Source organism: Streptomyces sp. NPDC004609, assembly GCF_042873655.1.
Lineage (GTDB): Bacteria > Actinomycetota > Actinomycetes > Streptomycetales > Streptomycetaceae > Streptomyces.
The window spans coordinates 23,841-50,175 of record NZ_JBIALS010000048.1 but is presented as its reverse complement, the minus strand read 5'-3'; the positions used below and the strand labels follow the sequence as shown (position 1 = coordinate 50,175).

The 26,335-nt window shown below is 71.7% G+C and carries 25 protein-coding genes; 13 read left to right on the top strand and 12 right to left on the bottom strand.

Features of this window, described 5'->3' with window-relative positions:
• Positions 1-107 precede the first annotated feature (107 nt).
• From ACFYT4_RS32560 to ACFYT4_RS32535, 6 genes are all read right to left on the bottom strand, one after another.
• Positions 108-863 (bottom strand): SDR family oxidoreductase, encoded by a 756-nt coding sequence (locus ACFYT4_RS32560; RefSeq protein WP_389277294.1) that lies wholly within the window; start codon positions 861-863, stop codon positions 108-110.
• 4 nt (positions 864-867) lie between these two features.
• A complete protein-coding gene (locus ACFYT4_RS32555; protein ID WP_389277291.1) occupies positions 868-2,655 on the bottom strand; it encodes a glycoside hydrolase family 15 protein in 1,788 nt (595 codons plus the stop codon).
• Between the two features lie 107 nt (positions 2,656-2,762).
• On the bottom strand, positions 2,763-3,551 hold the full coding sequence (locus ACFYT4_RS32550) for an SURF1 family protein (RefSeq protein ID WP_389277288.1): 789 nt from the start codon (positions 3,549-3,551) through the stop codon (positions 2,763-2,765).
• Positions 3,552-3,746: 195 nt separating this feature from the next.
• Positions 3,747-3,980, bottom strand: a complete 234-nt coding sequence (locus ACFYT4_RS32545) for a hypothetical protein (protein WP_389277286.1) — start codon at positions 3,978-3,980, stop codon at positions 3,747-3,749.
• 129 nt (positions 3,981-4,109) lie between these two features.
• Positions 4,110-5,156: a DEDDh family exonuclease gene (locus ACFYT4_RS32540; RefSeq protein ID WP_389277283.1), complete on the bottom strand. Its 1,047-nt coding sequence runs from the start codon at positions 5,154-5,156 to the stop codon at positions 4,110-4,112.
• 238 nt (positions 5,157-5,394) lie between these two features.
• Positions 5,395-6,012, bottom strand: coding sequence for a TetR/AcrR family transcriptional regulator (locus tag ACFYT4_RS32535; protein WP_389277280.1), 618 nt, complete (start codon positions 6,010-6,012; stop codon positions 5,395-5,397).
• 147 nt (positions 6,013-6,159) lie between these two features.
• On the opposite strand from ACFYT4_RS32535, the gene ACFYT4_RS32530 reads away from it, so the two are divergent.
• From ACFYT4_RS32530 to ACFYT4_RS32500, 7 genes are all read left to right on the top strand, one after another.
• On the top strand, positions 6,160-6,957 hold the full coding sequence (locus tag ACFYT4_RS32530; protein ID WP_389277277.1) for an acetoacetate decarboxylase family protein: 798 nt from the start codon (positions 6,160-6,162) through the stop codon (positions 6,955-6,957).
• Complete coding sequence (locus tag ACFYT4_RS32525; RefSeq protein WP_389277274.1) at positions 6,957-7,841, top strand: SDR family NAD(P)-dependent oxidoreductase; 885 nt, start codon at positions 6,957-6,959, stop codon at positions 7,839-7,841. The genes ACFYT4_RS32530 and ACFYT4_RS32525 overlap by 1 nt, the downstream gene beginning before the upstream one ends.
• A gap of 27 nt (positions 7,842-7,868) precedes the next feature.
• Positions 7,869-9,146: an amidohydrolase family protein gene (locus ACFYT4_RS32520; RefSeq protein WP_389277271.1), complete on the top strand. Its 1,278-nt coding sequence runs from the start codon at positions 7,869-7,871 to the stop codon at positions 9,144-9,146.
• A complete protein-coding gene (locus tag ACFYT4_RS32515; protein WP_389277268.1) occupies positions 9,143-10,414 on the top strand; it encodes an amidohydrolase family protein in 1,272 nt (423 codons plus the stop codon). The genes ACFYT4_RS32520 and ACFYT4_RS32515 overlap by 4 nt, the downstream gene beginning before the upstream one ends.
• Positions 10,415-10,759: 345 nt before the next feature.
• Positions 10,760-11,419: a VIT family protein gene (locus ACFYT4_RS32510; protein WP_389277297.1), complete on the top strand. Its 660-nt coding sequence runs from the start codon at positions 10,760-10,762 to the stop codon at positions 11,417-11,419.
• Positions 11,420-11,717: 298 nt separating this feature from the next.
• Positions 11,718-12,737, top strand: a complete 1,020-nt coding sequence (locus tag ACFYT4_RS32505) for a sterol desaturase family protein (protein WP_389277266.1) — start codon at positions 11,718-11,720, stop codon at positions 12,735-12,737.
• Positions 12,734-13,390 carry a lysoplasmalogenase gene (locus ACFYT4_RS32500; protein ID WP_389277263.1) on the top strand — a complete coding sequence of 219 codons (657 nt, stop codon included), beginning with the start codon at positions 12,734-12,736 and terminating at the stop codon, positions 13,388-13,390. The genes ACFYT4_RS32505 and ACFYT4_RS32500 overlap by 4 nt, the downstream gene beginning before the upstream one ends.
• A gap of 179 nt (positions 13,391-13,569) precedes the next feature.
• Here the strand turns inward: ACFYT4_RS32500 and ACFYT4_RS32495 are convergent, their stop codons facing one another.
• Entirely contained in the window at positions 13,570-15,105 is a 1,536-nt protein-coding gene (locus tag ACFYT4_RS32495; protein WP_389277260.1) for a S8 family serine peptidase, read from the bottom strand.
• A 272-nt stretch (positions 15,106-15,377) separates the two neighbouring features.
• Here ACFYT4_RS32495 and ACFYT4_RS32490 point away from each other — a divergent pair, with 272 nt between their 5' ends.
• From ACFYT4_RS32490 to moaA, 3 genes are all read left to right on the top strand, one after another.
• On the top strand, positions 15,378-15,743 hold the full coding sequence (locus ACFYT4_RS32490) for a DUF485 domain-containing protein (RefSeq protein ID WP_389277257.1): 366 nt from the start codon (positions 15,378-15,380) through the stop codon (positions 15,741-15,743).
• A complete protein-coding gene (locus ACFYT4_RS32485; protein WP_389277254.1) occupies positions 15,740-17,443 on the top strand; it encodes a cation acetate symporter in 1,704 nt (567 codons plus the stop codon). Before ACFYT4_RS32490 ends, ACFYT4_RS32485 begins: the two co-directional genes overlap by 4 nt.
• A gap of 233 nt (positions 17,444-17,676) precedes the next feature.
• Complete coding sequence (gene moaA / locus ACFYT4_RS32480; protein ID WP_389277251.1) at positions 17,677-18,666, top strand: GTP 3',8-cyclase MoaA; 990 nt, start codon at positions 17,677-17,679, stop codon at positions 18,664-18,666.
• 29 nt (positions 18,667-18,695) lie between these two features.
• Here the strand turns inward: moaA and ACFYT4_RS32475 are convergent, their stop codons facing one another.
• Positions 18,696-18,932 carry a hypothetical protein gene (locus ACFYT4_RS32475; RefSeq protein ID WP_389277248.1) on the bottom strand — a complete coding sequence of 79 codons (237 nt, stop codon included), beginning with the start codon at positions 18,930-18,932 and terminating at the stop codon, positions 18,696-18,698.
• A 179-nt stretch (positions 18,933-19,111) separates the two neighbouring features.
• Entirely contained in the window at positions 19,112-19,516 is a 405-nt protein-coding gene (locus tag ACFYT4_RS32470; protein ID WP_389277245.1) for a DUF3099 domain-containing protein, read from the bottom strand.
• 216 nt (positions 19,517-19,732) lie between these two features.
• Here ACFYT4_RS32470 and ACFYT4_RS32465 point away from each other — a divergent pair, with 216 nt between their 5' ends.
• Entirely contained in the window at positions 19,733-20,008 is a 276-nt protein-coding gene (locus ACFYT4_RS32465) for a GlsB/YeaQ/YmgE family stress response membrane protein (RefSeq protein WP_389277243.1), read from the top strand.
• Between the two features lie 200 nt (positions 20,009-20,208).
• Here ACFYT4_RS32465 and tyrS read toward each other — a convergent pair whose 3' ends face one another.
• The 3 genes from tyrS to ACFYT4_RS32450 all read right to left on the bottom strand — a co-directional run bounded on the left by tyrS (position 20,209) and on the right by ACFYT4_RS32450 (position 24,557).
• On the bottom strand, positions 20,209-21,471 hold the full coding sequence (tyrS, locus tag ACFYT4_RS32460) for a tyrosine--tRNA ligase (protein ID WP_389277240.1): 1,263 nt from the start codon (positions 21,469-21,471) through the stop codon (positions 20,209-20,211).
• An 88-nt stretch (positions 21,472-21,559) separates the two neighbouring features.
• Positions 21,560-22,951, bottom strand: a complete 1,392-nt coding sequence (locus ACFYT4_RS32455) for a metallopeptidase TldD-related protein (protein WP_389277237.1) — start codon at positions 22,949-22,951, stop codon at positions 21,560-21,562.
• Positions 22,952-23,033: 82 nt separating this feature from the next.
• On the bottom strand, positions 23,034-24,557 hold the full coding sequence (locus ACFYT4_RS32450) for a TldD/PmbA family protein (RefSeq protein ID WP_389277234.1): 1,524 nt from the start codon (positions 24,555-24,557) through the stop codon (positions 23,034-23,036).
• Between the two features lie 221 nt (positions 24,558-24,778).
• Between ACFYT4_RS32450 and fabG the strand changes: the two genes are divergently transcribed.
• Positions 24,779-25,498: a 3-oxoacyl-[acyl-carrier-protein] reductase gene (gene fabG / locus ACFYT4_RS32445; protein ID WP_389277231.1), complete on the top strand. Its 720-nt coding sequence runs from the start codon at positions 24,779-24,781 to the stop codon at positions 25,496-25,498.
• A gap of 4 nt (positions 25,499-25,502) precedes the next feature.
• Positions 25,503-26,276: an enoyl-ACP reductase FabI gene (gene fabI, locus ACFYT4_RS32440; protein WP_389277228.1), complete on the top strand. Its 774-nt coding sequence runs from the start codon at positions 25,503-25,505 to the stop codon at positions 26,274-26,276.
• The last annotated feature ends 59 nt before the right edge of the window (positions 26,277-26,335 follow it).

Sequence of the window (26,335 nt, the reverse complement as noted above, 5' to 3'; positions counted from 1 at the left end):
CACCCAAGTACGTCCAGTACGAGGGCGACCCTCCGCCTTGCGATTGCACGCACCGGACGCCGCAGGCCCCGCCCTCCGGGCGGACGGCGCTACTTCCGATACACGCCCTAGAACCCGTGCCGGGCGCCCCCGTCCACCGGCACCATCAGGCCCGTGAGATACGACGCCGCCGGGGAGAGCAGAAACGCCGCCACCCGGCCGAACTCCTCCGGTGTGCCGTACCTCCGCAGCGGGATGCGGGACTCGTTCGCCGTGCGGGCGGAGGCCGCGTCACCGGAGAGTGCGTCCAGTTCGCGGACCCGGTCGGTGTCGATCCGGGAGGGCAGCAGACCGACCACCCGGATACCCCGCGGGCCGAGTTCGTCGGAGAGCGACTTGGCGAAGCCCGCCAGACCGGGGCGGAGCCCGTTGGAGATGGTGAGCCCGGGGATGGGCTCATGGACGGAGCCCGAGAGGACGAAGCCGATCACCCCGCCCTCGCCGAGGGCCGCCGCGGCCGCACGGGCCAGGCGGACCGCACCGAGGAAGACGGACTCGAAGGCCGCCCGCCACTGCTCGTCCGTATTGTCCGCGACGAAGCCCGGCGCCGGGCCGCCGACGCTGATCAGCACCCCGTCGAAGCGCCCGAAGTGCGCACGGGCCGCGGCGATCAGGCGCTCCGCGCCCTCCGGGTCCGCGTTGTCGACGGCGACACCGACCGCGCCCGGGCCCAGCTCGGCGGCCGAGTCCGCGACCGTCTTCTCGTCACGGCCGGAGACGACCGCCTTCGCGCCGTCGGCGATCAGCGCCCTCGCCGCCGCGTTGCCGAGCCCCCGCGAGGCGCCGGTGAGGACGTAGACGCGGTCCTTCAGTCCAAGATCCATGGGCCTATCCTGCATTCTCCTCGCCGGCCAGCGCGAGGGCGGTGGTCACCAGGGCGATATGGCTGAACGCCTGCGGGAAGTTGCCGAGCTGTCTTTCCGCCACCGGGTCGTACTCCTCGGCGAGCAGCCCGACGTCGTTGCGGAGGGTCAGCAGCCGCTCGAACAGCTCACGGGCCTCCTTCACCCGACCCGTCATCCGCAGCGCGTCCGCCAGCCAGAACGAGCACGCCAGGAACGCGCCCTCGTCGCCGGGCAGCCCGTCCACCGACGCGCCCTCGGTGCTGTAGCGCCGCACCAGCCCGCCCGCCGTCCCCAGTTCGGCCCGTACCGCGTCCACCGTGCCCACGACCCGGGGATCGTCGGGCGGCAGGAACCCGACCCGGGGGATCAGCAGGGTCGCCGCGTCCAGTTCGGCGGAGCCGTAGTACTGGGTGAAGGTGTTCCGCTCGGGGTCGTACCCCTTCTCGCACACCTCCCGGTGCACCTCGTCCCGCATGGTCCGCCACCGCGCCGCGTCCCCGCGCAGCGAGGGTTCCGCCTCCAGGGTGCGTACGGCGCGGTCGGCGGCCACCCACGCCATCACTTTGGAGTGCACGAAGTGACGGCGGGGCCCGCGCACCTCCCACAGCCCCTCGTCGGGCTCGCGCCACTTCGACTCCAGGAAGCCGAGCAGGCTGAGCTGGAGATACCAGGCGTGCTTCTGGCCGGGGATGCCCTGCTGCTTGGCCAGGAAGAGGGAGTCCATCACCTCTCCGTAGACATCGAGCTGCAACTGCTCGACGGCCGCGTTCCCCGTGCGTACGGGAGTGGAACCGGCGTATCCCGACAGCCAGGGCAGCACCGTCTCGGGCAGCCGGCGCTCCCCGGCCAGCCCGTACATGATCTGCAGATCGGCCGGATCGCCCGCCACCGCCCGCAGCAGCCAGTCGCGCCAGGCGGCGGCCTCCTCCTGGTAGCCCGCGCTGAGGAGGGCGCCCAGGGTGAGGGTGGAGTCCCGCAGCCAGCAGAAGCGGTAGTCCCAGTTCCGTACGCCGCCGAGTTCCTCGGGCAGCGAGGTGGTGGGCGCGGCGACGATTCCGCCGGTGGGGCCGTAGGTGAGCGCCTTCAGGGTGATGAGGGAGCGGACGACGGGCTCCCGGTAGACGCCCTGGGTCCGGCACCGGGTGGACCAGTCCTCCCAGTCCTGGAGGCTGTGCTCCAGCGCGTCGAACGGATCGACGGGCGCCGGGCGCCGTTGGTGCGACGGATGCCAGCTGAGGACGAACGCCACCTTGTCCTCGGCACCGACGGTGAACGACGAGATGGTGCTGAACTGCTGGCCCCACGTCTTGACCGGCGGCTCGCTGCGCAGCCACACCGAATCCGGCCCGGCGACCGCCACCCGGTGGCCGTCCGTCCGGCGCACCCACGGCACGATCGAGCCGTAGTCGAAGCGCAGCCGCAGCACCGCCTCCATCTCGACCGTGCCGCTGACGCCCTCCACGATCCGCATCACATCGGGTGTCCTGTCGCGCTGCGGCATGAAGTCGGTGACCTTGACCGTGCCGGTGCGCGTCTCCCACACCGACTCCAGGACGAGCGAGTCCCCGACGTAGCCGCGCCGGGTGCAGCGGCCCGCGCCCTTGGGCGCGATCCGCCAGTGGCCGTTCTCCTTGTCGCCGAGGATCGCGGCGAAGCACGCCGCCGAGTCGAAGCGCGGCAGACAGAGCCAGTCGATGGAGCCGTCCATGCCCACCAGCGCCGCCGTCTGAAGATCGCCGATGAGCGCGTAGTCCTCGATGCGTAGGGTCACGCTTTGGCGTGTTCCCGTCTTGCGCGCAGCCTAAGCAGGCACGGGCGCCGGATCGGCTGGGGCGCCCGGTGTCACTGGGGCCGGTTCCGCCCGGTACGCCGGGAGTGTCAGACGTTCGCGGGCACGGGCTCGGGTGCGTTTCGCGCCTCGGCCGCGCGCCGGTCGCGTAGTTCACGGCGTACGAGAACCACCCAGCCGACGGGCACGCCCGCCGTGAACAGCCACCACTGGATCGCGTACGCCATGTGCGCGCCGATGGAGCCGTGGTCGGGCGCGGGGACCAGCTCGGGCTTCCCGCCCGCGGGGCGCGGCTCGCTCAGCTCCAGATAGCCGCCGAGCACCGGCTTGCCGAGCGCCCCGGCCCGCTGCTCGCTGTTGATCAGCATGACCTGGCGCGGCGGCAGACCGGCGAGGTCCTTGATGCCGCTGCCCCTGGTGGTCTCGTCGGCCTTGAGCCGCCCGGTGACGGTCACCGTCCCCCGGGGCGCGGGCGGCACCGGGGGGTAGGCCCTGGGGTCGGTGGCACCCTCGACCCAGCCCCGGTTGACCAGGACGACACGGCCGTCGGCGAGGACCAGCGGGGTCAGCACATGGAAGCCGACGCGTTCGTCCGCGTTGGTCCGGCGCCGTACGACGACCTCGCCGGCCGGGTCGTAGGTGCCGGTGGCGGTGACCGTGCGCCAGTAGTCCGCGCGCGGAACCCGGTGTCCCGGGGAGGTCAGCTCGGTCACCGGGACCGGCTTCGCCTCCAGGTTCCGGGCGATCAGCTCGTTCTGCTCGACCCGGCGCTCATGGCGGTGGAACTGCCAGAAGCCCAGCTCGATCATCGTGGGGACGAGGGCGAGCGCGATGAGGGTGAGGATCACCCACTGCCGGGACAACAGGAAGCGGTACACGGCTTCGACCGTACCTTCCGGCGTCCGGGGCGCGGGCGGTGGGTCCCTCGTCGCAGCGCGCCCCGCGGCGGTCACCGGCGGACACCGGGACGGGGCCGGGCGCCGGGGCGGACCCGGGGGGCGGACCGGAATCCGCCGGTCGCGACCGGGGGCGGGCCGGACCGCGGGGCGGGGTCCCCGGCCGGGCGCCGCGGCTCACACCTTGTCGACGATGCCCACCCGGCCCTCCGCGCGGGCGCAGTGCGCGCCGCAGTACCAGTGGCCCTCGAATTCGACCCCCTGGCCGATGATCGGGACCCGGCAGTGCTCACAGATGGGCGCCATGCGGTGGATGGCGCAGGAGAAGCAGTCGAAGACATGCACGGCACCCTGCGCGTGCACCTCGAAGGACATCCCGTAATCGTTTCCGCAGACCTCACAACGTGCCATGCGCCACAGGGTGCGACGCGAGCGCTCCGATCGGCGGGCGGCACGCCCGTCCGTCACCCGTCTGCGCGGCTTCACCCGTTCAGGGAGGCCCGGCGGGCGCCGGTGACCGGGCCGCCCGGCCGCCTTCCGTCAGCCGTCCCCGTCGCCCTGCCCGGCTCGCCCGCTCCCGCCGTCCCCGTCCGCCGGGGCCACGTCCCGCAGCAGCTGGGTGAAGGCGGCCTCGTCGACGACCGGGGTGCCGTACGCCTTCGCCTTGACGGCCTTGGAGGTGGCGGACGCGGGGTCGTTGGTCACCAGCAGGCTGGTCAGCCGGGAGACGCTGGTGGCGATGTGCAGACCGGCCTCGAAGGCCCGGTCCTCCAGCAGTTCGCGGTCGACGGAGGTGTCACCGGAGAACGCCACCCGCATGCCCTGCTTGAGCGGCTTGCCCGCTGTGTACCGTCCCGGATTGGGGTACGGGCAGGCGGGCCGCCGGCGCGAGGGCCGCCAGCCGCCGTACGAGGACCCGTACGGGGCGCGGCCGCCCGAGCCGTCGTACGACGCCTGCCGGCCGACCCTCGGGGCGGCGGGGGAGTCCGACCACTCGGTGAGCGGCCGGCACTCCAGCAGCGGCAGCCGCACCCCGTCGCGGGCCGCCGTGTGCAGACTCGGGCGGAACGCCTCGGCGAGCACCCGCGCGTCGTCCAGCGCGTGGTGGGCACGCTGCTGGACGACCCCGAAGTGCGCGGCCAGCGACTCCAGTTTGTGATTGGGCAGCGGAAGGCCCAGCTCCTTCGCCAGGGCGATGGTGCACAGCCGCTGCCGGGTGGGGGCGGCGCGGTCGGCCCGTGCGTACTCCCTGGCGATCATGGACCAGTCGAAGAGGGCGTTGTGCGCGACGAGCACCCGGCCGTCGAGCCGCTCGGAGAACTCTTCGGCGATCTCGCCGAAGAGGGGAGCCCCGGCGAGCACGTCGGTGGTCAGTCCGTGGATCCACACCGGGCCCGGATCGCGCTCCGGATTGACCAGGGTGTACCAGTGGTCCTCGACGGCGCCCTGGGCGTCGAGGCGGTACACGGCAGCGGAGACTATCCGGTCGTCCCGGGCGAGCCCGGTGGTCTCCACGTCGACGACTGCATACCCCTGGGGGTATGCAGTCGGCCACGTCGCCGCTGCTGTCGTGCTGTCGTCGAGCATGGTCACAGAGAATACGGGCCCGGACTGACATCGCCCGATCCGCCTGTACGGTACGTCCCTTACGCACCCTCACATCCGGGTGGACGGCCCCCGGGGGCACCGGTTCCGGCGCGCCGGGGCGCGCTCCCGCACCCGGACGGTCTGAGCGCGCCCCCGCGTCCGCGCCTCCCCGCCCCCGTCCGTCGGTACCACCGCACCCGCGCCCCCGTCCGCGCCTCCGTACCCGCGCCCCCGGCCCTCATGGCGTCAGCAGCGCGCTCACCAGTGCCCGTACGGAGGCGGCGAACAGCTTCTCGGTGTCCGCGGGCCGGGCCAGCGCCCGCGCGAGCGCCGGATCGTGCTCCGCGGTCACCTCGTCCCACAGCTCGTGCTCCCCCGGCGACTGGACCGGAGACCGCTCGCGGTTCCGTTCGACGAGGACGAAGCCGATGACCTGGAACTGGACCGCGCGCACCGCCTCCGCCGCGCGTGCCCCGCGCAGTCCCGCGGCGTGCACCTCGTGGACGAGCGCCTGCTGGGCGGGCAGGAACATGCGTTCCGTGAGACCCCGTTCGTGCACCATCGCGATCAGCTGCGGGCGGGTGCGCAGCTCGCGGTGGAGCCGGCGCGCGACGGAGACGACGCGCTGCTCGGGCGTGCGCCCGGTGGGCCGGATCGCGCCCATCTCCTCCATCGTGCGCTCGACGAGGGCGTCCAGCAGGGACTCGCGATTGCCCACGTGCCAGTAGATCGAGGTGACGGCCGTGCCCAGCTCGGCGGCCAGTTTGCGCATGGTGAGGGCCGCGGGCCCGTGCTGCCGTACGAGGGCGGCGGCCGCGTCGAGGACCTCGTCGCGGGTCAGCGCGGTACGTGTCATGCCCGTCGATTCCCTTCCCCGGATTCCTGATTCCGGCGTGTGCACGGCTCTTTACCCCTCATCCAACCCCGTGTAACAGTGTTACACGCGCCGATCTGACGGACCGACAGATCCGGTCGAGAGATCCATGGACGAAGGGCGGTACGAATGACACGCGTACGGTACGGCGCGCGCTCCGCGGCGGAGATCACCGCGGCCCGCGACGCCGGATCCAGGCTCCCGGACATCTGGTCGACCGGGGTGGTGGCGGTGTGGGAGAGCGACCCGGAGGCGGTCGCCGCCGTGCTTCCGCCCCCGCTCGAACCCACCGGGCGCCCCCTCGTACGGGCGAACATCAGCAAGGTCGAGCTGCCCGGCTACCCCCTCGGCGCGGGCTCCGTCGCCGTCGCGGCCGTGCACGACGGCCGCGAGGGCTGGTATCCGCTCGTCATGCCGATGACCCATGAGCGCGCGCTGATCGGCGGGCGTGAGGTCTTCGGCGAGCCGAAAAAACTCGGCGAGGTCACCGTCGAACGGGACGGAGCGGCCGTATCGGCCGTGCTCGCCCGGCACGGCATCGCCTTCGTCGAGGTGCGCGGCACGGTGGACGGCCCCCTTCCGCCGCCGGAGCCGGCCGAGAAACTCGACTTCTACTTCAAGTTCCTGCCCGCGGTCGACGGCCGGGGCCTCGAATCCGACCCGGTCCTCGTGCACTGCCTGCGCAACGAGAAGGTGCGCAGGCTGGAGCGGCTCACGGGCGAGGTGGTGCTGCGCGAGTCGCCGTACGACCCCGTCGCCGACCTTCCCGTACGGCGGGTCGTCGAGCTGACCATCGGTGAGAAGACCACCGACCAGAAGGGCCGGGTCGCCGGCCGGGTGAGCGCCGAGGATCTCCTGCCGTACATCCACCAGCGCTACGACGACCCGCAGCAGATCCTCGACGGCCCGCCCGAGGGGAGCGTCTGATGCGGCTCACCGAGGGACAGGTCGCCGTCGTCACCGGCGCGGCGAGCGGTATCGGGCTCGCGATGGCCCGCCGGTTCGCGGCCGAGGGGCTCAAGGTCGTCCTCGCCGACGTCGAGGAGGACGCGCTGAAGCGGGCCGCCGGCGAACTCGCCGACGACGGTGCTCGGGTGCTCGCCCGCACGGTCGACGTCGGCGACCGCGACTCCGTCCTCGCCCTGGCGGACGCGGCCTACGACACCTTCGGCGCGGTCCATGTGCTGTGCAACAACGCGGGCGTCGGCTCCGGTGCCGAGGGCCGGATGTGGGAGCACGAGCCCAACGACTGGAAGTGGGCCTTCGCGGTCAACGTCTGGGGCGTCTTCCACGGCATCCAGGCCTTCGTCCCCCGCATGCTCGCGGGCGGTGAGCCGGGCCACGTCGTCAACACCTCCTCCGGCGACGGCGGCATCGCCCCCCTGCCCACCGCGTCCGTGTACGCCGTCACCAAGGCGGCCGTCGTGACCATGACCGAGTCGCTGTACGCGCATCTGAAGGCCGAGCGCGCCGACGTCGGCGCCTCCGTCCTCTTCCCGGGACCGCACATGCTGCGCACCGGGCTGTGGGAGTCGCACCGCAACCGCCCCGAGCGGTACGCCAAGGAGCGCCCGCGCCGGACCCCCTACCGCAGTCTCGGGCAGTGGGAGGCGGCGATGAAGGAGGCCGGGCACGACGTGGCGTTCACCCCGGTCGAGGAGGTCGCGGAGTTCGTCGTCGAGGGGATCCGGGCCCGGCGGTTCTGGATGCTTCCGGCGAGCGAGCACAGCGACCGGCAGATCAGGGCGCGGTCGGCGTCGATGCTCGACCGCGCCGACCCTTCCTACCTGGAGAGCTTCATCCTCGACTGAGGGCTTTCGACGAATGAGGGACCAGCGATGACAGACCCGTACCTGATCATCTCCTCCGACTGCCACGCCGGACTGCCCACCGAGCGGTACCGGCCCTATCTGGACTCCCGTTTCCACCGTGACTTCGACGAGTTCCTCGCCGGGCGCGACCGCCGCCGCGAGGAGATGACGCGGCTCGGCGTACGGAACGAGGCGTTCGCCGACAAATGGTTCACCGAGAACGAGGAAGGGCTCAGGGGCGGCTGGGACGCCGCCCAGCGGCTCAAGGAACTCGACGGCGACGGTGTGGCCGCCGAGGTCGTCTTCCCCGACGCGGACGCCGTCGACAGCCAGACCGCCGCGCCCTTCGGCGTCGGCCTCGGGCTCTCCGGGGACCAGGACCCCCTCCTCGGCATGGCGGGCGCGCAGGCCCACAACCGCTGGCTCGCGGAGTTCGTGTCCCGGAACCCCGAGCGGCACTGCGGCGTCGCCCTCCTGCCCGTCACGGGCGAGGTGGACACGGTCGTCGCCGAGATCCACCGGGCCAAGGAGTCCGGTCTGGGGGCGCTCATGATCCCCTCCATGTGGGTGGACAGGGCCCCGTACCACGACCGGCGGTACGACCCGGTGTGGGCGGCGGCGGCCGAGACCGGGATGCCCGTCGTCACCCACTCCGGCGCGGCACCTCGCCACGAGTACGGCGACCACTTGGGCATCTATGTCTCCGAGGTCACCTGGTGGCCGGCCCGCCCGCTCTGGTTCCTGCTCTGGTCCGGGGTGTTCGAGCGGCATCCGGGACTGCGGTTCGGCGTCGCCGAGTCCGGCTGCTGGTGGCTGCCCAACCTGCTGTGGTTCATGGACCGGCTCTACCTCGGGGCGCACGGCGGCAAGAAGCTGTCCCCGTTCGCCGAGCTGAAGCGCGCGCCGAGCGAGTACCTGGACCGCCAGGTCTTCATCTGCGCCACCAACACCAAACGGCGCGAGCTGGCCCAGCGGTACGAGATCGGTGTCGACAACATCCTGTGGGGCAGCGACTTCCCGCACCCCGAGGGCACCTGGCCCAACACCCGGCAGTGGCTGCGGAACACCTTCCACGACATCCCGGTCGCCGAGACCCGCCGGATTCTGGGCCTGGCCGCCGCGGAGGTCTTCGGCTTCGACACCGCGAAGCTCGCACCCCTCGCCCGCCGGATCGGACCGACCCCGGCCGATCTGGGCCAGCCCGAGGACCAGAGCGCCGTGGAGGCGTCCTGGGCGAGGTCGCGGGAGACGGGCCGCCACTGGCTCACCGGCGGCGACTTCCCGGTGCTGGGGGTGAACCCGTGAGCGGCCCGGTGAACGGCGGCCCCGCCGGCACCGGCTCCGGGGAGGACGGGCGCTACACCGTCATCTCCGCCGACTGCCACGCGGGAGCCGATCTGCTCGACTACAAGCCGTATCTGGAGAAGCGGTACCACGACGACTTCGACGCCTGGGCCGCCGGCTACGTCAATCCCTACGAGGACCTGCTCGCCGACACCGCCGACCGCAACTGGAACTCCGACCGGCGCCTCGCCGAACTGGAGGCCGACGGCATCGTCGCGGAGGTCGTCTTCCCCAACACCATCCCGCCGTTCTTCCCCAGCGCCTCCCTGATGGCCCCGGCGCCGTCCCGGCAGGAGTACGACCGGCGCTGGGCCGGGCTGCGCGCCCACAACAGATGGCTCGCCGACTTCTGCTCGCTCGCCCCGGGCCGCCGCGCGGGCGTGGCGCAGATCCTGCTCAACGACGTCGACGAGGCCGTGCGGGAGGTCCGGCGGACGAAGGAGGCGGGGCTCACCGGCGGGATCCTGCTGCCCGGCACACCACCGGGATCGGGGCTGCCCGAGCTGTACTCGCAGGTGTACGACCCCCTGTGGGCCGTCTGCGCCGAACTGGACGTACCCGTGAACCACCACGGCGGCTCGGCCTCCCCACCGCTCGGCGAGGAGCCCGCCGCACGGGCCGTGTTCATGGTGGAGACGACCTGGTTCTCGCACCGGGCGCTGTGGCACCTGGTCTTCGGCGGGGCCTTCCGCCGCCATCCCGGACTGCTGCTGGTGCTGACCGAGCAGGGCTCCGGGTGGATCCCGGGGGTACTGGAGATGCTGGACTACTACCACGGGCGGCTGGTGGCGGCGGCGACACGGGCGACCACGGCCGAGTCCCGGTTCGGCGCGGGCCTCGCGGCGTCGATGGGCCGGGGCCCGAGCGAGGTCTGGCGCGACAACTGCTTCGTCGGCGCGAGCTTCATGCGCCCCCACGAGGTGCCGCTGCGGGACCGGATCGGCATCGACAAGATCATGTGGGGGAGCGACTACCCGCACGACGAAGGCACCACCCCCTACTCCCGCGAAGGTCTCCGCATCGCCTACGCGGGCCTGACGCGCGCCGAGGTCGCCGCGATGGCCGGAGGCAACGCGGCTCGTGTCTACGGCTTCGACACCGCTCTCCTCGACCCGATCGCGGCCGTGCACGGTCCGACGGTCGCGGAGATCGCGGAGCCGCTGACCGACATCCCGCCCGGGGCGACGAGCCCCGCCTTCGCCCCGGGCGGGTCGGTGCGCGTCTGGTGACGGCCGGGGTGGGACCCTCCCGGGATGACCCATGAGGAACCAGCGGGCCGTCCCTCCGGGGAACCGCCCGGCCCGGACTCCGGCGCACCCGGGGGCCGGGCCCCGGGCGCGGCCGGCAGGCCCGCCGCCGGTGACCCCGAAGGCGGTTCACCGGATTCACCGGGGGCCGGTGAATCCGGGGATCCCGCCGCGTCCGGTGGCACCGGCGGCCTCGGGGACGGGCCCTCCCGTGATCCCGGGGCCGCCGGAGAGCCCGTTCCCGCGGGCGGCTCCTCCCGCGACCCCGGGGGACCCGTCCCGGCGGGGCCCCACCACGAGCCGCACGGCACGGGACTCGGTACGCGGCTGAACTGGCTGCGCGCCGCCGTGCTCGGCGCCAACGACGGCATCGTCTCCACCGCGGGGCTCGTCGTCGGCGTCGCCGGAGCCACGGAGAACCGTACGGCCCTGCTGACCGCGGGCCTGACCGGACTCCTCGCCGGGTCGATGTCCATGGCAGCGGGGGAGTACGTCTCCGTGTCCACCCAGCGCGACTCCGAGAGGGCCGCCCTGGCCGTGGAGAAGCGCGAGCTCCGTGACGAGCCGGAGGCCGAACTCGACGAGCTGACCGGCCTGCTGACGGACCGCGGCCTCACCCGGGAGGTCGCCCGCGAGGCCGCCGCCCAGCTCACCGAACGCGACGCCCTGCGCGCGCACGCGCGCGTAGAGCTCGGGATCGACCCGGACGCCCTGGCCGATCCCTGGCACGCGGCGGGCGCCAGCTTCCTCGCCTTCACCGCCGGCGCGCTCCTCCCGCTGCTGGCGATGGTCCTCCCGCCCCAGTCCCTGCGGCTGGGCGTCACGATCTGCTCGGTACTGGCGGCCCTGGCGCTCACGGGCTGGTGGAGCGCCCGGCTGGGCGAGGCGCGGGCCGGCCCGGCGGTCGTACGGAACGTGGGCGGGGGAGCACTGGCGATGGCGGTGACCTACGGCGCGGGGTCGCTGCTGGGCGCGGTCACGGGCTGAGGGCGGTGCCTTCCGGCGATCGCGGGCGAGCCGGGCGGGAACGTCCCGGCCCCCCTGTCCGCGGGCGGTCACACGGCGGTGAATCCGGGTCCGTGCGGTGGGGGCGGACGGTGCGGGGCGTCGGCCGTGCGGTTCGCGAGGGGCGCTGGACCGCGCGGACCGACGCCGCGGCCCGGGACGTCGGGGAAAGGACCCCTCCGGTTGGCGGAAGCCTCCAAGACGTGCTGACGATCCGTCTCACATACTTGTCGGTAACAACGACTAGCCCCACCCCGGCCACCGCCTCTACGGTGCAGACATGCCGAATCTGCCCGATGTCGTGCTCTGGTCAATACCGGCCTTTGTGCTGCTCACCGTCCTGGAGATGGCCGTCCACCGCCTCCACCCCGACGAGGACGCGGCCGGCTACGAGACCCGGGACGCGGCCACCAGCGTCGGCATGGGGCTCGGCAGCCTCGGCTTCGACCTCCTGTGGAAGATCCCGATCCTGGCCGTCTACACGGCGGTGTACGAACTCACCCCCGCCCGGGTCCCCGTGCTGTGGTGGACCCTGCCCCTGATGCTGCTCGCACAGGACTTCCTCTCCTACTGGTCCCACCGCGGCCACCACGTCGTGCGGATCCTGTGGGCCTGCCACGTGGTCCATCACTCCAGCCGGAAGTTCAACCTCACCACCGCGCTGCGCCAGCCCTGGACGACCTGGACCGTGTGGCCGTTCTCTCTCCCGCTGGTCGTGAGCGGGGTGCATCCGGCGGCGCTCGCCTTCTGCCAGTCCGTCAATCTCGTCTACCAGTTCTGGATCCACACCGAGCGGATCGGGAAGCTGCCGCGGCCCCTGGAGTACGTCCTGAACACGCCCTCCCACCACCGGGTCCACCACGCCTCCCAGGGCGATTATCTGGACCGCAACTTCGGTGGCGTCCTGATCGTCTGGGACCGGCTCTTCGGGTCCTTCGCGCCCGAGACCGAGCGGCCCGTCTTCGGGCTCACCAAGAACATCGACACCTACAACCCGCTGCGCGTCGCCACCCACGAGTACGCCGCCATCGCGCGCGACGTCCGCGCGGCGGACACGTGGCGCGAGCGGGCGGGCCGGGTGTTCCGCGGCCCCGGCTGGCAGCCGGCCCCGCCCGCGGACCCCTCCGCCGCGGGCGCCCCCTCGGCAGGCGCCCCCTCACCGGGCGCCTCCGTCGCGGGCACCGGGGCCGGGAAGCCGCCGCCGCGCAGCGCACCGCCGGGGAGTACGGCGGCCGGGGGCACCGTGTCCGCGGGCGTCCCCTCACCGGGCGCCCCGGCAGCCACCGGGCGTACCGCGTGAGCGCGCCCCGGATCCGTACGGCGGACACCGCCGGCGCCGTCGGGCGGGCGCTGCTCACCGCCTTCGCGCTCGCGGTCCTCGTCGACCTCGGCTCGCTCCTCGCCGGCGCGGAGACGGGCCACCGGATCGCCAAGCCGCTGCTGATGCCGCTCCTCGCCGCCTTCACCGCCGTACGCGGCGGCCCCCGGCTGCTGGTCGCCGCGCTGCTGTTCGGCTGGGGCGGGGACGTGTTCCTGCTGTCCGGCGCGGACTGGGCGTTCCTGGTGGGGATGGGCTCCTTCGCCGTAGGGCACATCTGCTACCTGGTGCTCTTCGGCCGTGCGCCGGCACCGGGGTGGGCGGGGCCCGTCTACGGCGCGGCGCTCGTGGCCGCGGTCGCGCTCCTGTGGCCGGATCTGCCCGCCGATCTGCGGGTGCCCGTCGCCGGATACGCGCTCGTGCTGACCGCGATGGCCTGGCGGGCGAGCGCGCTCGGGCCCGTCGCGGGACTGGGCGGCGCGCTGTTCCTGATCTCGGACATGGTCATCGCCACCGGGGTCGCCGAGTGGCCGCAGCCGCCCGTACCCGACTTCTGGATCATGCTCGTCTACAGCACGGGACAGCTGCTGCTGGCCCTCGGGGTGCTCTCGGCCACGCGGGCGGAACGCTCCTGACGGCACCGGGGCCGGACACGGGAGGTGTCCGGCCCCGGTGGCCGCCGCCGTACGGACCGTACGAGTGACCCGCACGGTCCGTTCGAGCGGGGCCGTCACCGGCGGTTGGCCGGTACGGTCCGTACGAGCGGCCGGTGCGGCTTTCCCGCGACCTGCCCGTGCGGCCCGTGCGGTCCGTGTCAGCGGCGTACGGCGTCCAGGGCGTCCGCGACACCCTCGCCATAGAACGCGTTCTTCCGCTTGTCGCCCTCGCACACCGCGTCCACGACACCGTCGTTGTTGATGTCGTACGGGTCGGTGCACGCGGTGTCGTCGGCCTGCCCGTACAGCAGCGCCTTCACGGCGGCCGGCGGGGCGTAGGGGTGCTTGGACTTGATGAGCGCGACCACGCCCGCGACATGCGGCGAAGCCATCGACGTACCGGCCTTGTAGCCGTAGCGGCCGTTCGGCAGCGTCGACAGGATCCGGCCGTCCGTGGCGGGGGCGTCCGGCGCCTGGTAGCGGGTGGAGTCGCCGCCGGGCGCCGAGATGTCGACCACGCCGTCGCCGTAGTTCGAGAACGACGACTTCAGGCCCTTCGCGCCGAGCGAGGACGTGGTCACGACCCCGGGCAGCTGCGTCGGGATGTCGAAGCACTCGGCCGGGTCGACGATCCGGTCGACGGGGGTGGTGTCGTTCGGGCTCGTCGTGTCCGTCAGCGCTTCCGCCGCCAGGTCCATCCGCGAGTTGCCGGCCGCGGCGACGTTGACCGCGCCCTTGCGCTCCGCGTACCGGGTGGCGCGGGTGACGGCCTCGACCAGGGCCGCCTGGTCGGGGTCGTTCGTGCAGTTGAACAGCCACGGGTCCACGTAGTAGCTGTTGTTGGTGACCTCGACGCCCCGCTCGGCGGCCCAGACGAAGCCGCAGACGACCGCCTCGGTGTAGAAGAGCCCGTCCGTCGTCGAGACCTTGATGCCGGAGACCTTCACACCCGGGGCGACACCGGTGACACCGATGCCGTTCCTGGCGGCGGCGATCGTGCCCGCCACATGGGTGCCGTGGTCGCTCTCGTGCGGACCGGGGCGCCAGGAGCCGGGCGTGGTGTCGGGCTTGCCGCCGACGCAGTTCACCGAGGCCCGCTCGTCGAAGTTGGGCGCGAGATCGGGGTGGGTGTCGTCGACACCCGTGTCGATGACCGCGACCGTGACGTTCTTGCTCCCGAGCGTGCGCTCATGCGCCCGGTCGGCCTTGATCGCGGGCAGGCTCCACTGGAGCGGTTCGAGCGGATCCTGGCCCGAATCCGCCACCGCCGTCGCGTCCTTCGCCTCCTCGGCGGTCAGCGGACGCTCGGCCCCGGCCGAGGTGTCGGTCGCGGCCGCCAGCGGCGCGGTGCGGGTGGCACCGGCCGACTCGACTCCCTCGACCGCGCGGATCGTCCGCGCGAAGTCCGGGTTCTGCGAGTGGACGACGATGACGCCGATCCGGTCGTAGGACACGACCACCGACCCGCCGGCCGCGGCTATCGCCCGGCGCACCGCGTCGGCGGTGCGCCGACCGCCCTCCACATTCACCACGTACGACAGCTTCGGACCGTCGGTCACCACCGCGGCGGGCGCGTTCTGCGCCGCCGTGCTGGCCGAGGCGGCTCCCGCGGGGAGGAAGCCGAGCGAGGCTGTGAGCGCCAGACCCGCGGGGAGCGCGATCGCGCGTCGCCGTCTGGTTCCCAGATGAGCCATGGGTTCTCCACATCATCGGTACCGGCCGCCCAGACACCCGGTGCGTTTGGGCGGGTACATGACGAGCGAAGCTATCGCCGATCTTCGGTCGTCATCAATCCGTTCGAGCGAAGCGACGGGAAAGCGCGGAGAAAAACGGCTGATGTTGAACCGGTCCGGCGTGCTCCCCGTGCCGTTGTCAGGGGGTGGAGCACCATCAAACCGCCCCCGCCCCCGTGGAACGAAGGTCCGCCTTGTCCATCCCCACCACACCCGCGTCACGAGGAGATTCCGTGACTACCGACGCCGCCCCGCCCGAGAAGACACTGGCCGCCGGCCCCGCTCAGCCCACCACCGAGCAGTTCATCGAGGTACAGGAGAGCGCGGAATTCGGCGAACTGCGCCGCACCTACCGCTCCTTCGCCTTCCCCCTGACGATCGCCTTCATCGCCTGGTACCTGCTCTACGTCCTGCTGTCGAACTACGCGGGCGGCTTCATGGGCACCAAGCTCTTCGGCAACATCAACGTCGCCCTGGTCCTCGGGCTCGCCCAGTTCGCCACCACGTTCCTCATCGCCTGGTTCTACTCCCGCCACGCGGCCGGGAAGCTCGACCCCAGGGCCGAGGCCATCAAGTCCCGTATGGAGGCCGGCGTATGAGCGGCGCCCTCCATCTGGCGGCCGGGCAGCAGGCCGTCCCGGACCTGTCCGCGACGGCCGCCGACCTGTCCGCGGGAAGCCTGCCGGCCGTGACCCTGGCGGCCCAGAGCGCCACCACCGAGCACCGGCCGCTCATCATCACCCTCTTCGCCGCCTTCGTGGTGGCGACCCTGTTCATCACCGTCTGGGCGGGCCGCCAGACCAAGAGCGCCGCGGACTTCTACGCGGGCGGGCGCCAGTTCACCGGCTTCCAGAACGGGCTGGCGATCTCCGGCGACTACATGTCCGCCGCCTCGTTCCTCGGTATCGCCGGTGCCATCGCCCTCTTCGGGTACGACGGCTTCCTCTACTCCATCGGCTTCCTGGTGGCCTGGCTCGTCGCCCTGCTGCTGGTCGCGGAGCCGCTGCGCAACTCGGGCCGCTTCACCATGGGCGACGTCCTCGCCTACCGGATGCGCCAGCGCCCCGTCCGTACCGCCGCCGGAACGTCGACCATCGTCGTCTCCATCTTCTATCTGCTCGCCCAGATGGCCGGAGCCGGCGTCCTGGTCTCCCTGCTGCTCGGCATCACCAGCGACGGCGGCAAGGTCCTGATCGTCGGGCTCGTCGGTCTTCTGATGATCCTCTATGTGACCATCGGCGGGATGAAGGGCACCACCTGGGTCCAGATGGTCAAGGCCGTCCTGCTCATCGCCGGAACGCTGCTGATCACCTTCCTGGTGCTGCTGAAGTTCAACTTCAACATCTCCGACCTCCTCGGCACCGCCGCCGAGAAGAGCGGGAAGGGATCGGCGTTCCTGGAGCCGGGCCTGAAGTACGGCGCCACGGGGACGTCCAAGCTGGACTTCATCTCCCTCGGCATCGCGCTCGTCCTCGGCACCGCCGGACTGCCGCACATCCTCATCCGCTTCTACACGGTCCCGACGGCGAAGGCCGCCCGCAAGTCCGTCAACTGGGCCATCGGCATCATCGGCGCCTTCTATCTGATGACCATCGCCCTCGGCTTCGGCGCGGCGGCGATCGTGGGACCCGCCGACATCACCGCCTCCAACAAGGCGGGCAACACGGCCGCGCCCCTGCTCGCCCTCCATATCGGCGGCACCGACTCCGCAGGCGGCGCGATCCTGCTGGCCGTGATCTCCGCGGTCGCCTTCGCGACGATCCTCGCCGTCGTCGCCGGTCTCACCCTGGCCTCGTCGTCGTCCTTCGCGCACGACATCTACGCCAACGTCATCCGCAGGGGACAGGCCACCGAGAAGGAGGAGGTCCGCGCGGCCCGCTGGGCGACCGTCGCCATCGGTGTCGTCTCCATCGCGCTCGGCGCGCTCGCCCGCGATCTGAACGTCGCCGGCCTGGTCGCCCTCGCCTTCGCGGTCGCCGCGTCGGCGAACCTCCCGACGATCCTCTACAGCCTCTTCTGGAAGAGGTTCACCACGCAGGGAGCGCTCTGGTCCATCTACGGCGGACTGCTCTCCTCCGTGGTACTGGTGCTCTTCTCGCCGGTCGTCTCCGGGAAGCCCACGTCGATGTTCAAGGACGCCGACTTCTACTGGTTCCCGCTGGAGAACCCCGGCATCGTCTCCATCCCGCTCGGCTTCCTCCTCGGCTGGCTCGGCTCCGTGCTCACCAAGGAGGAGCCCGACCGGGGCAAGTACGCGGAGCTGGAGGTCAAGTCCCTCACCGGAACCGGAGCCCACTGACCCAGGATCCCGCCTTTTCCCCGAGCCCCACCGCCGGCCCGAGGCGCGCCGGCCGCGGGCTCCCGGCGCGGCCGTGTCGCAGGAGACCCTGCGAGACGGCCGCGCCGTTCCCGGTCACATCGTCCCCCGGCGCTGTCATACGCCTGGCGTAGGCTCATGTGAAGAGATCAGAAGAGATCAGCACGTGACCTACCGGGACCGACTGTCGTCCGACCCACGGGGAGGGGCCCGCAGTGCTCGTCGACACCTATGGCCGTGTGGCCACCGACCTGCGCGTTTCACTGACGGACCGGTGCAATCTGCGGTGTACGTACTGTATGCCGGAAGAAGGTCTCCAGTGGCTCGCCAAGCCCGATCTCCTCAGCGACGACGAGATCGTCCGGCTGATATCGATCGCCGTCACCTCGCTGGGCGTCACCGAGGTCCGCTTCACCGGCGGGGAGCCCCTGTTGCGGCCCGGTCTCGTGGGCATCGTGGAGCGCTGCGCCGCCCTGGAGCCCCGGCCCCGGATGTCGCTCACGACCAACGGCATCGGTCTGGGGCGCACCGCGGCCGCGCTCAGGGCCGCCGGGCTCGACCGGGTCAATGTCTCCCTCGACACCCTCAGACCCGAGGTCTTCAAGGCGCTGACCCGGAGAAACCGCCACCACGACGTCCTCGCCGGCCTGGCAGCCGCCCATGACGCCGGACTCACCCCGGTCAAGGTCAACACCGTCCTGATGACGGGGCTGAACGACGACGAGGCCCCCGAACTGCTCGCCTGGGCCGTCGAGCACGGATACGAGCTGCGCTTCATCGAGCAGATGCCCCTCGACGCCCAGCACGGCTGGAAGCGCGAGGGCATGATCACCGCGGGCGACATCCTCACATCGCTGCGTACCCGCTACGCGCTCACCCCCGAGGACGCCGAGGCCCGGGGCGCCGCCCCCGCCGAGCGCTGGATCGTGGACGGCGGACCCCACCGGGTCGGGGTGATCGCCTCGGTCACCCGCCCCTTCTGCGCCGCCTGCGACCGCACCCGTCTCACCGCCGACGGCCAGGTGCGCGACTGCCTCTTCGCCCGGGAGGAGACCGATCTCCGGGGCGCCCTCCGCTCGGGCGCGCCCGACGAGGAGATCGCCCGCGTCTGGCGGCGGGCGATGTGGGGCAAGAAGGCGGGCTCGGGACTGGACGATCCGTCCTTCCTCCAGCCGGACCGCCCGATGTCGGCGATCGGCGGCTGACCGACGGCCCGTCCCGGCGGGCGGACCGGTCAGCCCGCGGAGTCCCGCGCCTCCCACTCCTCCAGCGTGACGACGTCCTTCAGGAACCCGCGCATGTCGAGGAAGCCGGCGAGATGCTCGCGGTGCTCGTCGCACGCCACCCAGGTCTTGCGGCGCTCCGGCGTGTGCAGCTTCGGGTTGTTCCAGGCCAGGACCCACACGGCGGCGGCACGGCAGCCCTTGGCGGAACAGATGGGGTTCTTGTCGTTCACCGGGTCGGTACTCACCGGATCATTCTCCATACAAGGCGACGCCGAGCAGCCACGGGGGGAGCTGCCCGGCGTCGGTCCGTCGCTCCGACGGGGGATGCGGAGCGCGTACGAAGTATGTCACGCGGCATGGGGTGCGGTGCACCGGAACTTCATGATTGATCTGAGCATTTCTTGAGTGTGGCGGACCCGCCGGATCAGCCCCGGCCGGGGCCCCGATCGCCGCCACGACCGTCTCCGTCGCCGGCCGCGCCTTCCGGCCCGGATTCCGTTGCCGGTGCCCCGGTCGCCGCCGAAGTCGTCGCCATCGGCGCGATCATCGGCCGGGACGGCTGCGGAACGAACGTCGACGGCAGCGAGGGAGGAGTCTCCCGGCCCGCGTTGGCGATGACGACGGCGATATAGGGGAGGATCATTCCGAGCACCACCGCCACGATCGCCACATGCCGTTCCACGTTCCACAGCACGGCTGCGAGCACCACGGACACGGTCCGCACCGACATCGAGATCACATAGCGCCGCTGCCGACCCCGGATGTCGTCGGCGAGCCCCTGCCGGGCTCCCGTGATCCGGAACACCTCCGCGTCACTGTGCTTCCGCATCACATTCCACCACCTGGATTCCGCAGGACACTCCCCGGTCCCGGCCGCCTTCCACGGTACGCCGCCCCTGCGCCGCCTACGAGACCGGGGCCGCCTACGGCTGCGGTGCGGGGACTCGGCCGTCCCCCGTATGGCGCTGCCCGACATGCGCCGTATGGCGGACAGGCTCAGAATGACGGCGTAACTGCTCACCAGGAGCCGTACGAGGAGGCAGCCATGGGCTGGTTGTGGGCGATCATCGTGGGATTCGTGCTGGCTTTGATCGCAAAGGCGATCCTGCCCGGCAAGCAGCACCTCCCCTTGTGGCTGGCCACCATCTGCGGTATCGGCGGCGCGGTGCTCGGAAACTGGGCCGCCGGAGGCATGGGCATCCAGGAGACGCCCGGCTTCGACTGGGGCCGGCACGCCCTGCAGCTCGTCTTCGCGATCGTGCTGGTCTTCCTGGGCGACCGGGCCTGGATGGCGATGAAGGGCAGCAAGCAAAGAGCCTGAGCCTGAGCCTGAGCCGGAAGCCGGAAGCCGGAAGCCGGAAGCCGGAAGCCGGAAGCCGGAAGCCGGAAGCCGGAAGCCGGAAGCCGGAAGCCGGAAGCCGGAAAGCGGCGGCGGCCGGAGGCTGGAAAAGCGGCGGCGGCCGGACGGGGAGCTCCCCGTCCAGCCGCCGTTCTCCGTTCCCGGAAAGAAAAACCCGGGCGTCAGCCGATCTCGACCGCGGCCAGGTTCTTCTTGCCCCGGCGCAGCACCAGCCAGCGCCCGTGCAGCAGGTCCTCCCGCGCGGGGACCGCGTCCTCGGCCGTGACCTTCACGTTGTTCACGTAGGCCCCGCCCTCCTTCACGGTCCGGCGGGCCGCCGACTTACTGGCCACCAGTCCCACCTCGGCGAACAGATCCACCACCGGGGCGATCTCGGCGACCACGGCCCGCGGCAGCTCGGAGAGCGCGGCGCGCAGCGTCGGCTCGTCGAGCTCGCCGAGCTCGGCCTGCCCGAACAGCGCCTTCGACGCGTACTCCGCGGCCGCGCACTGATCCGCGCCGTGCACCATCGTCGTCAGCTCCTGCGCCAGCGCCCGCTGAGCGGCCCGCATCTGCGGGCGCTCCTCGGTCAGCCGCTCCAGCTCCTCGATCTCCGCGCGGGACGCGAAGCTGAAGATCCGCAGGAACTGGGAGACATCGCGGTCGTCCGCGTTCAGCCAGAACTGGTAGAAGGCGTACGGAGTGGTCCGCTCGGCGTCCAGCCAGACCGTGCCCGACTCCGTCTTGCCGAACTTGGTGCCGTCGGCCTTGGTGATCAGCGGTGTGGCCAGCGCGTGCACCTGCGCCTGGGGCTCGACCCGGTGGATCAGATCGGTGCCCGCGGTGAGATTGCCCCACTGGTCGCTGCCGCCGGTCTGCAGAACACAGCCGTGGCGGCGGTACAGCTCCAGGTAGTCCATGCCCTGGAGGATCTGGTAGCTGAACTCGGTGTAGCTGATCCCGGCGTCGGAGTTCAGCCGCCGGGCGACCGCCTCCTTCGCGATCATCTTGTTGACCCGGAAGTACTTGCCGACGTCCCGCAGGAAGTCGATCGCCGACAGTCCCTGCGTCCAGTCCAGATTGTTGACCATGACCGCGGCGTGGGGACCCTCGAAATCGAGGAACCGCTCCACCTGCCCCCGCAGCCGCGCCACCCACTCGGCGACGGTCTCGGGAGCGTTCAGCGTGCGCTCCGCGTTCGGCTTGGGGTCGCCGATCAGTCCGGTCGCCCCGCCGACCAGGCCCAGCGGACGGTTCCCCGCCTGCTGGATCCGGCGCATGGTGAGGATCTGGACCAGATTGCCCAGATGCAGGCTGGGCGCGGTCGGGTCGAAGCCGCAATAGAACGTGACGGGACCGTCCGCGAACGCCTTCCGCAACGCGTCCTCGTCAGTGGACTGGGCGATCAGCCCGCGCCACTGCAGCTCGTCGACGATGTCCGTCACGTCTCTCGTGTCTCCTCGGATGTGTTCGGCCGGGTGTACTCGGACGCCGGCGGGGACGCCTCCTGGCGGCCCCGCGGCCCCTTCGAGGTTATACGCCCCGGCTGACCGAACTCATATTGAAATCCGGGATCCGCAGCGCGGGCATGGCGGCCCTGGTGAACCAGTCCCCCCACTCGCGCGGCAGCGTCTTCTCCGTACGGCCCGCCTCGGTGGCCCGGGAGAGCAGATCGACGGGCGACTCGTTGAACCGGAAGTTGTTCACCTCGCCGACCACCTCGCCGTTCTCCACCAGATACACTCCGTCCCTGGTCAGGCCCGTGAGCAGCAGAGTCGCCGGGTCGACCTCGCGGATGTACCACAGACAGGTCAGCAGCAGCCCGCGCGAGGTCGCCCGGACCATCTCCTCCAGAGAGCTCCCGCCGCCGCCGTCCAGGATCAGGTTCCCCGCGCCGGGGGCGACCGGCAGCCCCGTGAGCCCCGCGCTGTGCCGGGTGGTCACCAGGTGCTCCAGCTTTCCGGCGCGCACCCAGTCCGTCCGCGACAGCGGCAGCCCGTTGTCGAACACGGACGCGTCGTCGCCGGAGGAGTGCGCGATGACAAACGGCGAGGACTCCAGGCCCGGCTCGTTCGGGTCGCTGCGCAGGGTCAGGGGCAGCGGGGAGAGTGTCTCACCGACCCGGGTGCCGCCGCCGGGCCTGGAGAAGACCGTACGGCCCTCCGCCGCGTCCCGCGCCGTCGCCGACCACAGCTGGTAGATCAGCAGATCGGCCACCGCGGTCGGCGGCAGCAGCGTCTCGTACCGCCCGGCGGGCAGCGAGATCCGGCGCTCGGCCCAGCCGAGGCGCTGCGCCAGCTCCGCGTCCAGCACGGCCGGGTCCACGTCGGTGAAGTCCCGGGTGGCCCGCCCCGCCCACGCGGAGCGCGAGCGGTCCGGCGACTTGGCGTTCAGCTCCAGCGTCCCGTTCGGCTGGTCGTGCCGCAGCCGCAGCCCCGTCGAGGTGCCCAGATACGTCGAGGTCAGCTCGTGGTTGGCGAAGCCGTACAGCTCCCGGCCCCCCGCCCGCGCCCGCGCGAACGACTCCCCGAGGGCGGGCGCGAAGTCCGCGAAGACGGCGGACGACGTCTCGGCGGGCGCGTCCCGGAAGTCCGCGGCCGGCTCCGCCCCGCTCACCAGCGGCTGGGCGTCCTCGGCGGGCTCGGACGTCCGCGCGGCGGCCTCCGCGGCCCGGACGAGCGGCTCCAGGTCCTCCTCGGTGACCGCGGACCGCGACACCACCCCGGACGCGGTGCCCTGCGCGCCGTTCACGGTCGCGACGACGGTGAGCGTACGGCCCCGGGTCACACCGTTGGTCGTCAGGGCGTTGGCGGCCCAGCGGAGATTGGCGGAGGAGTGCTCGTCGGCGATGACGACGCAGTCGTCGGCGGCGGAGAGCTCCAGGGCGCGCTCGACGATCTCGTACGGCTTGCTGCTGCGGTTCATCGAGCGGCCTCCTGCGTGGTGTTGAGGCTGTGCTTGCCCGGGGGGCGACCCCCGGACCCCCGGCGAATTCCGTGGTTGCGGTTCATCGGCCGGCCTCCTGCGTGGTGTTGAGGATGTTCACGCCCCGGAAGAGGGCGGAGGGGCAGCCGTGGGAGACCGCGGCGACCTGGCCCGGCTGGGCCTTGCCGCAGTTGAACGCGCCGCCCAGCACATAGGTCTGCGGGCCGCCCACCTGCTCCATCGAGCCCCAGAAGTCCGTCGTCGTCGCCTGGTACGCCACATCCCGCAGCTGACCCGCGAGCCGCCCGTTCTCGATGCGGAAGAACCGCTGCCCGGTGAACTGGAAGTTGTAGCGCTGCATGTCGATCGACCACGAGCGGTCGCCGACGACATAGATCCCGCGCTCCACCCCGCCGATCAGATCGTCCGTCGACAGTCCGCCCACCGCCGGGCGCAGGGAGACGTTCGCCATCCGCTGCACCGGCACATGGCCGGGGGAGTCGGCGTACGCGCACCCGTTGGAACGCCCGAGCCCCGTCAGCTTCGCGATCCGGCGGTCCAGCTGGTAGCCCACCAGGGTGCCGTTCCTGACCAGGTCCCAGGACTGCGCCTGCACGCCCTCGTCGTCGTACCCGATCGTCGCGAGCCCGTGCTCGGCCGTGCGGTCGCCGGTCACGTTCATCACCGAGGAGCCGTACTCCAGCTTCCCCAGCTTGTCGAAGGTGGCGAAGGAGGTCCCCGCGTACGCCGCCTCGTAGCCCAGCGCCCGGTCGAGCTCGGTGGCGTGCCCGATGGACTCGTGGATGGTGAGCCAGAGGTTCGACGGGTCGACGACGAGGTCGTAGCGCCCGGCCTCCACGCTCGGCGCGCGCATCTTCTCCGCGAGCAGACCGGGGATCTGCTCCAGCTCGGTGTCCCAGTCCCAGCCGGTGCCGGTCAGATACTCCCAGCCACGGCCCGCGGGCGGCGCGATCGTCCGCATCGAGTCGAACTCACCGGTCGTCTCGTCCACCGCGACGGCCGTGACCTGCGGATGCAGCCGCACCCGCTGCTGGGTGGTGACGGTGCCCGCCGTGTCCGCGTAGAACTTGTTCTCCTGGACGGTGAGCAGTGAGGCGTCCACGTGCGCCACACCGTCCGCCGCCAGCAGCCGGCTGCTCCACGCGGCGAGCAGCGCGGTCTTCTCCTCGCCGGGTACGTCGAAGGGGTTGATCCGGTACGAGGAGATCCAGGTCTTCTCCGCGTGCACCGGCTCGTCCGCCAGCTCCACCCGCTCGTCGGACCCGGCTGCCGCGATCACCTGCGCCGAGAGCTGCGCCATCGCGACGGCCTGTCCCGCCACCCGCGCCGCCGCGTCCATGGTCATGTCGACACCGGAGGCGAAGCCCCAGGCCCCGCCGTGCACCACCCGTACCGCGTACCCGAGATCCGTGGTGTCCGACGACGCCGCGGGTTTGGCGTCCCGCAGCCGCCAGGCCGCGCTGCGAACGCGCTCGAACCGGAAGTCGGCGTGGTCGGCGCCGAGCGCCCGTGCCCGCGCGAGCGCCGCGTCGGCGAGCGCCCGCAGCGGCAGCGCGAGGAATGTCTGATCGATGTCATGGGGCACAGGTGCCCTCCCCTTCTCGGCCAACGCGACTACAGATGCGCAGTGAATCATGTGATTCCGCGTGCTGGATCACCACCGATGCCCCGGGCAGCGGCATTCTGTAGGGATCCGACAGTGAGCCGGGGAAGGCGCTGTCAGTGCCCGATTCTCCCGGAACGCGGCCGGACCGATAGTTTCAGGGGTACTCGGGGGTACCAGTCCGCTATCGAAAGGGTGATCCGTTGAGCCGCTCGGTTCTCGTCACCGGAGGAAACCGGGGCATCGGCCTCGCCATCGCCCGCGCGTTCGCCGACGCGGGTGACAAGGTCGCGATCACATACCGCTCCGGCGAGCCGCCCGCGGAGCTCACGGAGTCCGGCTGCCTCGCCGTCAGGTGCGACATCACCGACGCCGAGCAGGTGGAGCAGGCATACAAAGAGATCGAGGAGAAGCACGGTCCGGTCGAGGTGCTGGTGGCCAACGCCGGTGTCACCAAGGACCAGTTGCTGATGCGGATGTCGGAGGAGGACTTCGTCTCCGTCGTCGACACCAATCTCACCGGCACCTTCCGCGTCGTCAAGCGGGCCAACCGCGGGATGCTGCGGGCCAGGAAGGGCCGAGTGGTGCTGATCTCCTCCGTCGTGGGGCTGCTCGGCTCGGCGGGACAGGCCAACTACGCCGCCTCCAAGGCCGGCCTCGTCGGCTTCGCCCGCTCGCTGGCCCGGGAGCTGGGATCGCGGAACATCACCTTCAACGTGGTCTCGCCCGGGTTCGTCGACACCGATATGACCAAGGTGCTCACCGACGAGCAGCGCGCGGCCATCGTCGCCGGGGTGCCGCTCGGCCGTTACGCGCAGCCGGAGGAGATCGCCGCCACCGTGCGCTTCCTCGCCTCCGACGACGCCTCGTACATCACTGGAGCCGTCATTCCCGTTGACGGCGGATTGGGCATGGGTCACTGATCACATGAGTGGAATCCTCGCCGGCAAGCGCATTCTCGTCACCGGTGTCCTCACCGACGCCTCGATCGCCTTCCACGCGGCCAAGGTCGCCCAGGAGGAGGGCGCGGAGGTCATCCTCACCGGCTTCGGCCGGCTCTCCCTCGTCGAGCGGATCGCCAAGCGGCTGCCCAAGACGGCGCCCGTCATCGAGCTGGACGTCACCAACCAGGAGCACCTGGACGGGCTCGCGGCCAAGGTCCGTGAGCACTCCAGCGACGACACCGGCCTCGACGGCATCGTGCACTCGATCGCCTTCGGCCCGCAGGGCGTCTTCAACTTCTCCGAGGCGGGCTGGGAGGACGTCTCCACGGCCGTCCACGTCTCCGCGTACTCCTACAAGTCGCTGGCCATGGCCTGTCTGCCGCTGATGGAGCCGCGCGGCGGCTCGATCGTCGGCCTCACCTTCGACGCGCAGTTCGCCTGGCCGAAGTACGACTGGATGGGCGTGGCCAAGGCGGCCCTGGAGTCCACCAACCGCTATCTGGCCCGCGACCTGGGCCCGAAGAACATCCGCTGCAACCTGGTCTCGGCGGGCCCGCTCAAGTCGATGGCCGCGAAGTCCATCCCCGGCTTCGAGGAGCTGGCGGACGTCTGGAACCACCGCGCCCCGATCGGCTGGGACCTCTCCGACCCGGACCCGACGGGCCGCGGAATCGTCGGGCTGCTGTCGGACTTCTTCCCGCGGACGACGGGGGAGATCGTCCATGTGGACGGCGGCGTCCACATGATGGGCGCGTAGCTCCCGGGGACCGGCCCGCGCGGGACCGGCCGTCGGCTCCCGGGCCTCTCCGGCTCCGG

Excerpts from the sequence above, each read along its gene's own strand:
- ACFYT4_RS32560 (WP_389277294.1), bottom strand. The coding sequence starts at position 863 with ATGGATCTTGGACTGAAGGACCGCGTCTACGTCCTCACCGGCGCCTCG.
- ACFYT4_RS32545 (WP_389277286.1), bottom strand. The coding sequence starts at position 3,980 with ATGGCACGTTGTGAGGTCTGCGGAAACGATTACGGGATGTCCTTCGAG.
- ACFYT4_RS32540 (WP_389277283.1), bottom strand. The coding sequence starts at position 5,156 with ATGCTCGACGACAGCACGACAGCAGCGGCGACGTGGCCGACTGCATAC.
- ACFYT4_RS32535 (WP_389277280.1), bottom strand. The coding sequence starts at position 6,012 with ATGACACGTACCGCGCTGACCCGCGACGAGGTCCTCGACGCGGCCGCC.
- ACFYT4_RS32530 (WP_389277277.1), top strand. The coding sequence starts at position 6,160 with ATGACACGCGTACGGTACGGCGCGCGCTCCGCGGCGGAGATCACCGCG.
- ACFYT4_RS32525 (WP_389277274.1), top strand. The coding sequence starts at position 6,957 with ATGCGGCTCACCGAGGGACAGGTCGCCGTCGTCACCGGCGCGGCGAGC.
- ACFYT4_RS32520 (WP_389277271.1), top strand. The coding sequence starts at position 7,869 with ATGACAGACCCGTACCTGATCATCTCCTCCGACTGCCACGCCGGACTG.
- ACFYT4_RS32505 (WP_389277266.1), top strand. The coding sequence starts at position 11,718 with ATGCCGAATCTGCCCGATGTCGTGCTCTGGTCAATACCGGCCTTTGTG.
- ACFYT4_RS32495 (WP_389277260.1), bottom strand. The coding sequence starts at position 15,105 with ATGGCTCATCTGGGAACCAGACGGCGACGCGCGATCGCGCTCCCCGCG.
- ACFYT4_RS32485 (WP_389277254.1), top strand. The coding sequence starts at position 15,740 with ATGAGCGGCGCCCTCCATCTGGCGGCCGGGCAGCAGGCCGTCCCGGAC.
- ACFYT4_RS32470 (WP_389277245.1), bottom strand. The coding sequence starts at position 19,516 with ATGCGGAAGCACAGTGACGCGGAGGTGTTCCGGATCACGGGAGCCCGG.
- ACFYT4_RS32465 (WP_389277243.1), top strand. The coding sequence starts at position 19,733 with ATGGGCTGGTTGTGGGCGATCATCGTGGGATTCGTGCTGGCTTTGATC.
- ACFYT4_RS32455 (WP_389277237.1), bottom strand. The coding sequence starts at position 22,951 with ATGAACCGCAGCAGCAAGCCGTACGAGATCGTCGAGCGCGCCCTGGAG.
- fabI (WP_389277228.1), top strand. The coding sequence starts at position 25,503 with ATGAGTGGAATCCTCGCCGGCAAGCGCATTCTCGTCACCGGTGTCCTC.